Genomic DNA, 9,139 nt, shown 5'->3' on the forward strand with positions numbered 1-9,139 from the left:
TTAAATAATTCAGGTTCCTTACTTTCTTTCGTGTATTCCAACAGACAGAGGTCTATTAGCTGAGTTTCCCAGTTGATACCGGGGCGGTTCTTGTACATGGTGCGGAAAAGTTGGCGGCAATCTTCTGGCGATAAACCAGTGTCCAGTTTTGCTATAAACCGGTTGATCTCCCTCAGATAGATACGGCGCACCTCTATTATCTTGGCATTGCCTTTCCAGACGCCCTGCAGGTATATCTGCTTGATGGCCCCTACGCAATACTTTACCGGGTTATGCAGTCGCATCGTAGTAAAGCTATTGCAGTTCAGCTTACCGTTCCAATTCGTTGTAAATTCTATTCTTTCAATCATAACTCTGTAATATTTTCCGTTTTGTTGTTTGCAGGCAAAGCAATAGACAAAGTATTTTTCTGTTTTCCGTGCCACCCTGGATACCGAATACTGACAACCACAGGGACATACATATATCCAATATCCCGGGGTGAGATTTACGGATTTACATCGTTTTACAGCCGGTTGAATGATGGCTCCAGACGTGTCCATACGCCCATTGTGTTTTTCTCGGAAAAATAAAAGTTTACCGAAGTGCCTTCTACCAAATGGCTTTCCTTAAACAGGGACATGATAGCGGAATATTCCGGGTCATTGAAACGTCCTTCCAGGTCATATAATTTACTTATGGACTTGTAGTCCAGATCGCCATACTTATTACGCTCCAGCAAGGTCATTGCCAACTGGTACATCGGGTTATCTTGCCCGTCTTCCTTTCCCAGAATCCATGCTTGCAGGAATTCGATCAGGCGGGTTGCTGCAGCATCGGCACGCTCATCAAACTTCTTTACTTTACAAGCTTTTACTTCAATTTTAAAGTCTCCTTCCTGTACTGTATAGTTCATTTGTTCCGCGTTGCGGAGTTGCCCGTATTCAGCTAGGACTTGTCGGAAAGCGCCCATCTCAGCAACACAGAAAGCATGTAAGCCTTTTACTTCTTCACATACGGAACGTACTTTTGTAGACACCCTCTGTACCAATTCAGCACGGATACCTTCGTAAGCCTCCCGCTTTTTCAGTGCAGCCTGGCGTTCTTCTTCCCGTTTTTGTGTGAGCAGGACTGCAATTTCTTCGCTTGATAGTTTACTTAAATCTGTCATGATTGTAATTGTTTTATGTTATTAATACTCCATTGATTTCTCACCCGACAACCGGACATAGGCAACATCTATCTGGTTCAGCTTATCCAGTAGCTTTTGGTCTGTTGGATTCTCGAAAAGCAAATCCAAAATCCGGTCGCTTTCTTCTTCCAGGCGCTTCATTTCCTCCCGTTCTGCAGGAGTGGTAACTTTCCTGTCTTGTTTTACCTTGACCATAACTATTGGTTAGTTTTTAAAGATGATAGAGCTTAATTCGGCCTGGTCGGTGCAAACATCCGTTTTATTGCTATACAAAAAACTAATAGCTGTGAGCCGGCTGGCTGGAATCTTGTTAAACAAGGCACAATTGGCAGCACGGCATGCTACAGCCTTGGCGTAAACGATCTTTTCAGATGGATTATCAAACTTATATCCAACCTTGTCTATCCACCCGCAAATGGCGGCAATAACACGCTTACGTTCTTTGTCCAGCCCATCATAATAACGCTCCTGTCTTTCGGTAAAAGTCCCTTTCAAGTCTTCTATCATACGGCAATAAGCATCGGGATATTTCTCGTACAACTCATTCAGTGATGTCGTTTTTTGGTCTGAATACTTGTATACAAGTCCGTCTTTTATGACATCTTTGTAAGCTGAGTTATAACCTTCTACATTTTTCAACAAAGACCAGAAAAGGCCATGTGTTTTGTTTGTCTGTGTAGCCATAGTGTAAAATTTTAAATGATTTGTTCCCGGGCAGGGAATCGAACCCCGCCACAATAACCGTTCGGGATTACTCCGTTATTTCTTTAAATTCGATAGTAGGGAGTTGCTTTCTTAATTCACTGGAAGGTGTTATTGTTAGGCGTTTGGCAACAACCTTTCCATCACTAAAACTGATGCTAAGGTTTAAAATGCCCAATCCGTCCACATGAATACTTTTACCCTCCAATAACTGGCTTGTCACAATTTCGGAAAAGGCGTTCAATACACTCATTGTCCGTATGGAAGGAATACCTATTTGTTTTTCCATCAGAACAGCAATTTCCTTTGTGGTACAACTTCCGTTTGACACCTTACGGACTTGCGTAGCAATAGCGCTGGTTGTGATTTTTTTGTACTTAATCATAATCTTATCTGTTTTGTAAATAATTCATAGACTTAAATAAATCTACCGTGAGAGGCGTACCCATCCGGTCGGCCTCTTTTAAAGCCGGAATCAGATAATCGGATAGTTCACGGTAATTTGATGCTTCCTTTTTTAGTTCGGCAACCAATTCCTTGTCAAAGTCCCGGTCTTTCAAGAATAGAGTAAAATCCCTGTCTATTGCGCGGACAACACGTTTCCCTGCCTTGAAGCGGCTATAAAACTGTTTCATGCCGGTTACACGCATCGTTTTCTCAAGATTATTCAGTAAATCATCCGTCCCGATGAAAACGATACTGCACATATCTTTAAGGTAATCATAGATCGTTTTTACGCTGAGCAACCCGGAAACAGTAAGGTATTCCGCTTCATCGAATACAATGATAGGTTTCAATCCGGCATCATAACGGCGGCTTAGTTCTACGCTGATACGGTCTATTTGTAAAGAGCAGGTGCCTGTAAAACTTTTGCCTATAGCATCCTGTATTTTACGCAAGAGGTCGGTTTGCCTGTCAACCCGGCTGCATGTTACAATATAAGTCCCTTTAGGATAAGCCCCCGCAAAGCGGTTCAAAGTATATGTCTTCCCGCATCCGGTTTCTCCAATGATCATGCGCGTTTTTCCTTCTTCTTTCGCTTCCAGCAAAGCCGCATAAACATCTCGTAACTGTGGGGTTTCTACCATCGGCCAGTATTCACGCTGAAAAGAGAATCCGATAGTCTGTGCCAGTTTACTGAAATAAATATCCTTTATTTCGCTACTGTTTCCGTTGCGGGAGTTGATGAATGTAAAATCACCTTTCATCATATTTACCATATAAGAAGCATTCACACCTGAGCGGGCACAAAGCTCGTTCTGTGATATGTCTTTTTCACTCATATAAGCACGGGCAGCACTCATAATGGATTGTTTTTCTTTCTGTGTCATAAGTCTCTTAATTTATTTAAGTCTAATTTGTTATTCAGATATTCTTCATAAGCTATTTCAGCTTGTTTTTTTTCTTTCCGTATCTCTTTTTTCTGCTGTTTAACCAATGTTTGTGAGGCTTTTAAAGAGAGTTTTTCTTCTATTTCAGCAACTAAATCTTCTTCGGATTTGACCAGTGGAGTATGTTGCAACCACGCTTTATGCTGTCCCCGGCTATCGGATAACATGGTGTTTACACGCTTTCCTTCCAACTCGCGGGTTTGCTGCAACATGTTCATCGTAATGTCGTTGTCTTTTGAGGCCACCTGCACAACATAAGGTTCCAATGTGTTTTTATTAAAGTCATCTACGGCACGGAGGGCTGCAAAATCACCCGGACGACGATCACGTAAAGCCATAGGCTGCTCATGTACGGATTTTAGTACAAAACGTTGTTTTTCCGTGTCATCCATTACCAAAATACTATTCAAGTCGCGGTCATCATACACTACTGTCCAACTTTGGAGCGGGTTCTTACGGAAATCCAGGTCGAAGGTGTCGTAAGACCGTTCCACACCCAGAATCGTAGGAGTAAGACATCCGGATTCCAAACGGATTGTACGCTCGTTGCGATAGCCGAAACGTAACAGGTATGTTTCACGATCCATCAACAGACGGTCTTCCGCCGGCATGCGGTTCCATGCTTCCAACCATGTACCTTGTTTCTTCCGTCTTTCTTCTGACATTATCCAGTTTATCTGGTCTATTACGCCTTCTTTGGTAGGGAATTGTGTTTTATTGTGGTTCAGCACGTCAATGTTAGGCTGGCTTTCTTTTTTTGATGTGATACCGTAACCGCTCCAATTATAATTGCCAAAAAACAACTGGCAATAATTACGGTTAAGTGTCAGGAAATACCGTTCAATGGGTTTCGACTTTGCATTCTTTACACGGGCGGGGGTAAAATATTCCGCTACATCATTGTAAATCGTACCCATAGATTTGATGCCGTAATGGTCACTCTGTATCTGGTAGGGGCGATAACATGCCCCCATTACATCCTGGCAATGGTCTATTGCATTTTTAACGGCTGCCTGTATCAACGATACGCTTTCAGACTCACCAATCGCATAACCTACCGGATAATTACAGCAGGCATCCAGCACAACCACAGCCGTAAGGCGGTTTTGGTATGTGCGTATTGTTTTACCCTTGCTGTCTTTTACTTCCTTCTGGTAATACAATTCGACTGTCCAACCGTCCAAAGTCCAAAAAGACAAGGCTTCCGATGGACGTTTACGGCGTACCTGCATGGATAGCTTATTCCTAAAAGCCTCCGAACCATCACGTCCGGCCTTAACAATCAGGTAATATTCATTCATATAATTAAGGGCACTCCGGCGGCTGATCTTATCCCATCCGCGGGCTTCGGCAACCATGTTATAAAGGTCTGCCACCTGTTGGCTGTTATAGCTGGCGCCACGGCTACAGATACTACGTAAAAGGGCGGTTTGTTCCTCGTCATAAACTTTAGCCGCATTTTTATTCCCCTGTCCCCTTAAATCCAACAGGCAAGACGGCCCGTTGTCCTGGTATTCCCGTATTTTCATGCGGAGTTTACAATATGCTGTAGGCAATTGGATGCCCCGTTTTTCAATCAGGAATACAACATCATCGTATAGCCCTTTAGTCGTATTATACCCTAAACTCTTAATGGCAGGTTTCTTATTCAAGCGGACAAAGAGAGAAATCCAACGGCAGGCTTCACGCCCTTTCTCCAAGGCAGACAATGAGACTTTAGTACCGTTTGGATATTTGGCATTATCAAAATACAGTTCATCAGCCACTGAAAGGTAGGCGTAAGGGCGTAAACGTTTTTCTATTTCGTCCGCCCGGCCATTTTTTGCATACCATTCTTCCGGGGTAAGATTCCCTAGCAGGGTGACCCGAATAGATGCCTGGTAGTTTGCTTTTAAGCCTTTGTAATGTAGATATACGTTTTTACCTTCCTTATGGTGAGGCCAACAAGACAATTCACTATTACGGTGTCCAGCCAAGGAACGTTTCAAATAATTTTCTGACATTCCACACTTTACCATTTCAGGCACTGTTACGCAGAATACATTTTCCCCTGGCTTTGCTATGTTAGAAAAGCAAGGTGCATTAATCGGTATGTTTCTATATCCTGGCATATCATTTGTTTTTTATTTGTTCCCGTCCCGGAACTCGCACCGGAAATAAGGCTTGTTTACCTTTACGGGATTGGTTACTTTTCACCGGATAACTTATCCAGTAATTTGCCCATCCGTTTAAAATCCTTTTCTGGCATGTTGGCCATTATAATACACCAGACAGCCACACTGGCTAACATGGCATACGCCTGCCAAGGGACAGGTATTCCACTGTCAAGGCACCATTCTACCGTTCGTAGTCCTCCTACTGCAAACAAGACCATCAAAACAGACATTATTAGTAAAATCAAAGCTTTCATATCAGATCGTTTTTATTGTTTATGTCCCGCCGCCGGTCTCGCTCCGGCAAATGCAAGCCTTTAACTTTCTTAGCGGGGATAGTTGGAGGTTATTGGTTATACGCCTAACTTTAGGTCATCAACACTAAAATATTTTAGAATATGAATAATTCAGACAAAATCCGTAATATGCAGGATACTATCAACGAAATTCTTGTTCAGCAAACGATCCTGACATACAAATGCCATGCAACAGAATCATTGTTATTTGAAGTCATTTCAGAGTGTTTTCCAGACAAAGCATCTCTCGTTTTTACAAATTATATCATTCAGATGGAGAATGACATAAATGATTCTCTTGACTCTCTTGAAGATGTTTTACTAGACCATGATCCAGCCTTTTTACTTCACAAGAAATTTGAGTTCCGTTCTTATTTGGAGCAGTTAAAAAGGCACGATCTTTTCCAAAGTAACTCTTAACGAGTTGAATGTTCAATTGGTGAAAATAATTTCCGACTTTACTACATGTTTCCATATTATCAAAGATTACGAGGAGGAGTTATGCTAATTCCTCCTCCTTTTTATTATTAAGTTTATAAATCAGTCCATCGACTTTTTGGGTTAGCTTCTGTTTGCCTTCCCAATACGCCTTTACTGTCTCCTTAAATAAAGCTGTACGTTTCCGGCCATTGTGGAACATATAATCGATGTACCTACGACTATAAGTCTTCTGGAGAGCCTCCAAAATTGCTAACCTGTCGTATTTTGTTAATTCGTTTATAATTTCTTGCGTATTCATATTGAATGATTACTTTTGTTCTGTTCGTTGGCACAAAGATATATTCATTTTTTGAATATCACACAATAAATATACATAAATTGAATATTAAAAATATACAAATATTGAATATATGCTAGTATACAGTAAATTAAAGTCGGCTAGAAGATTATTATCATTGAGTCAAACTGAAATAGAAAAGGAAACAAGCCTTAGTCAAAGAGACATAAGTCAACTTGAAAACGGAAAAAAGAAATTTATACCTACTGTATATATTCAATATTTGAATAAAGCAGGAGTTGCATTAGATATGTTATTTAATGATGATCTTCCGTTATCTTTATTTGAAGAAATATTGTCTTCTACTTTAGCAAATAAGAATGAGATTAATAAAAAAGATTGTAACTTAAAATGTAACCCTAGTTGTAACCTAAACTCTGTTTTACCTCCTCAAACCGGCAAAACAAATGGTATAAATAATGATGATTTTAAGGGTAACCTAAAAGGTAATCTAACCCCTTTTTTTATGCCCAATAGCGGCAAAACGAATAGTACAACTATCGTTGAATTGCCGGTTCCTATAGCTGATGATTCAGAAATGGTAAATGTTCCTGTCGTGGATATATCTGTTGCGGCTGGTAGTGGTTTTTATAACCCGGATCAACTAAGCGAAATAGATAGCATACGTTTTCCTCGTTCAATGATAAAGGGTAGTTCTACATACTTATGTGTACGCATTAAAGGGGAAAGTATGGTTCCAACACTTCAAGATGGGGGGTATTTAGTTATACGTCTTTTAGACCGCGGAGAATGGCAGTATATAAATGATGGGCATGTATATGTAGTTTCCAGTACGGATGGAAGAGCCTTTGTAAAACGCCTTAAAAACAGATTTCATGAGCATGGTTTTATTGTATGCCGATCAGACAACCCCGATCCGATGGGCTATCCCAGTTTTAATTTGATGGAAAATGAAATCAATACAATTTGGTATGCAGAATGGTATATAAGCGCTAAAATGCCTAATATCCATGCAACTTATTATAATAAGGTAAGCGAATTGGAAGATAAATACGATGATTTGGAAAGAACCTTCATGGATGAACTCCGGCAGATGCGACGTGAGATAAAGGTTCTATCCCAGCCATCATAAAGAAATAGCACTTAAACATTGGAGCATGCCTGTTTAAGTGCTATTTTTGTATCAAAACAATTAATTATGAGTGGAGCAAATCAACAACAAGAAAAGCGTAAAGAGTTTGAAAAACTTATGTTAACCGGGAAATATACCCAAAAAGAAATAGCAGCTATGATTGATGTCTCAGAACAATCGTTAAGTAAGTGGGCTAAATCTATGCCTGTTACTCAATACATGCGAATCCGTAAGAATATTGCGGATCATTTGGAAAAACTGTCTGAATCACCGAAGGGAAATGAGGAGATGATCTTCCGATTTGTTGAGAAGTTAACCGAAATTGATATATTGATTCGGAAAGCGAAATATCTTCCTCGTATTTAATCTTTATTTGAACCTCAGTTAAACTAAACCCATTAAACTTATTAAAATTCGTCCTGAAAATTCAAATGCAGTTCAATTCAGTTATACTTGTCGTTTTGCCTGTCTATCTTCTTTTACGGATGTTAATTAATTGATTTTTACCGTTATTACTTGATTACTGTCTGCTATTGCTATTTATACTAATAGTATTGCCCCCCATAAAAAGGCAGGAAGAGAAACACATAATATCCGGACTTGTAAATTAGAAATTGCTAAAAATATGCTGCAAAACAGTTAAATTCATGCTGATATGTGCGATAAAACATATAAAAAAGCTTGTAAATAAGTAGAAATATATTATATAATTTGGTGGGAACCTATAATTAACTATATCTTTGCTGCCGTTAAGGATAAAGAATATGTTTCTTAGCGAAGAAACAGTCTTTATATACCTTCCTGAAAATCAGGAGTCGGAGTTCGTTTTTTCTTCTCCGATTAAGTTTAACGTAAAAATAACATTATGAAGATTAGAACTTATGTTCTCATTGCATCGGTTGCTTTCTTAGGAATGTCTGCCGGTTCAAAAGAAGCTAAGCTCACTGAGGGTGTGAATCCGGGTGATCTTGCTCCGAGAATAGAGTCTTTAGGAAATGAAAGCGATTTCAATTTCCGGAATCATTCAGGACGTTACACTTTGCTCAACTTCTGGGCGGCTTACGATGCTGAATCGAGGGCACGTAACGTGTTATTGGCGAATGAGGTTAACAAATTAGGTTCGGACAAAATTGCGATGCGTTCTGTTTCATTGGACGAAAAGACGTCTATATTTACGGAAACAATAAAGGCTGATAAACTGGATTTATCTACGCAATTTCATGACGGACTGGGTAAGGAGTCGGAAATGTATCGGAAGTATAATCTCCAAAGGGGACTTAGAAACTTTCTGATTAACGACAAAGGAGTTATAGTAGCAGCTAACGTGACTCCGGAAAAACTTACTGAAGTGTTGAAGAAAATCTAAAGAAAGATTATTATCAAAAAGGCTGTTCTCTTCATTGAGGACAGCCTTTTTTATTTCTATGCTGTCTAGTCCTAAAATAGCGTTACACCAAATTAAGTAACGAAATGAAAAAGTCAGAAACCAAGTACATTAGACGTACACAAAAGGATTACAGCATGTCCTTTAAATTATCAGTAGTTCAAGAGTATG

Annotated in this window: 13 protein-coding genes; 4 read left to right on the forward strand and 9 right to left on the reverse strand. The window is 39.8% G+C overall.

Annotated features, from left to right (window positions below):
- From CTY47_RS16995 to CTY47_RS16470, 8 genes are all read right to left on the reverse strand, one after another.
- Positions 1 to 350: ASCH domain-containing protein (locus tag CTY47_RS16995; protein WP_158228552.1), on the reverse strand; the 350-nt coding region annotated here is incomplete at its 3' end.
- A 155-nt stretch (positions 351 to 505) separates the two neighbouring features.
- Positions 506 to 1,150 (reverse strand): DUF3164 family protein, encoded by a 645-nt coding sequence (locus CTY47_RS16440; protein ID WP_099465869.1) that lies wholly within the window; start codon positions 1,148 to 1,150, stop codon positions 506 to 508.
- 21 nt (positions 1,151 to 1,171) lie between these two features.
- A complete protein-coding gene (locus CTY47_RS16445; protein WP_099465870.1) occupies positions 1,172 to 1,366 on the reverse strand; it encodes a hypothetical protein in 195 nt (64 codons plus the stop codon).
- A gap of 9 nt (positions 1,367 to 1,375) precedes the next feature.
- Positions 1,376 to 1,855: a hypothetical protein gene (locus CTY47_RS16450; RefSeq protein ID WP_099465871.1), complete on the reverse strand. Its 480-nt coding sequence runs from the start codon at positions 1,853 to 1,855 to the stop codon at positions 1,376 to 1,378.
- Positions 1,856 to 1,922: 67 nt separating this feature from the next.
- Positions 1,923 to 2,258 (reverse strand): HU family DNA-binding protein, encoded by a 336-nt coding sequence (locus CTY47_RS16455; RefSeq protein WP_099465872.1) that lies wholly within the window; start codon positions 2,256 to 2,258, stop codon positions 1,923 to 1,925.
- A 4-nt stretch (positions 2,259 to 2,262) separates the two neighbouring features.
- The gene (locus CTY47_RS16460) at positions 2,263 to 3,204 is read right to left on the reverse strand and encodes an ATP-binding protein (protein ID WP_099465873.1); all 942 of its coding nucleotides are present in this window, start codon (positions 3,202 to 3,204) and stop codon (positions 2,263 to 2,265) included.
- Complete coding sequence (locus CTY47_RS16465; protein ID WP_143813412.1) at positions 3,201 to 5,375, reverse strand: hypothetical protein; 2,175 nt, start codon at positions 5,373 to 5,375, stop codon at positions 3,201 to 3,203. Before CTY47_RS16465 ends, CTY47_RS16460 begins: the two co-directional genes overlap by 4 nt.
- Positions 5,376 to 5,449: 74 nt before the next feature.
- Positions 5,450 to 5,674, reverse strand: a complete 225-nt coding sequence (locus CTY47_RS16470; RefSeq protein ID WP_143813413.1) for a hypothetical protein — start codon at positions 5,672 to 5,674, stop codon at positions 5,450 to 5,452.
- A 141-nt stretch (positions 5,675 to 5,815) separates the two neighbouring features.
- On the opposite strand from CTY47_RS16470, the gene CTY47_RS16475 reads away from it, so the two are divergent.
- Complete coding sequence (locus CTY47_RS16475; protein ID WP_099465876.1) at positions 5,816 to 6,133, forward strand: hypothetical protein; 318 nt, start codon at positions 5,816 to 5,818, stop codon at positions 6,131 to 6,133.
- Positions 6,134 to 6,212: 79 nt separating this feature from the next.
- Here CTY47_RS16475 and CTY47_RS16480 read toward each other — a convergent pair whose 3' ends face one another.
- Positions 6,213 to 6,452: a hypothetical protein gene (locus CTY47_RS16480; RefSeq protein WP_099465877.1), complete on the reverse strand. Its 240-nt coding sequence runs from the start codon at positions 6,450 to 6,452 to the stop codon at positions 6,213 to 6,215.
- Between the two features lie 112 nt (positions 6,453 to 6,564).
- On the opposite strand from CTY47_RS16480, the gene CTY47_RS16855 reads away from it, so the two are divergent.
- The 3 genes from CTY47_RS16855 to CTY47_RS16495 all read left to right on the forward strand — a co-directional run bounded on the left by CTY47_RS16855 (position 6,565) and on the right by CTY47_RS16495 (position 8,950).
- Complete coding sequence (locus CTY47_RS16855; protein ID WP_143813414.1) at positions 6,565 to 7,584, forward strand: S24 family peptidase; 1,020 nt, start codon at positions 6,565 to 6,567, stop codon at positions 7,582 to 7,584.
- Positions 7,585 to 7,650: 66 nt separating this feature from the next.
- Positions 7,651 to 7,950 (forward strand): hypothetical protein, encoded by a 300-nt coding sequence (locus CTY47_RS16490; RefSeq protein ID WP_099465878.1) that lies wholly within the window; start codon positions 7,651 to 7,653, stop codon positions 7,948 to 7,950.
- Between the two features lie 499 nt (positions 7,951 to 8,449).
- Positions 8,450 to 8,950, forward strand: a complete 501-nt coding sequence (locus CTY47_RS16495; RefSeq protein ID WP_099465879.1) for a thioredoxin family protein — start codon at positions 8,450 to 8,452, stop codon at positions 8,948 to 8,950.
- Positions 8,951 to 9,139 lie beyond the last annotated feature (189 nt).

The organism is Parabacteroides provencensis, assembly GCF_900232875.1.
Taxonomy (GTDB): domain Bacteria; phylum Bacteroidota; class Bacteroidia; order Bacteroidales; family Tannerellaceae; genus Parabacteroides; species Parabacteroides chinchillae.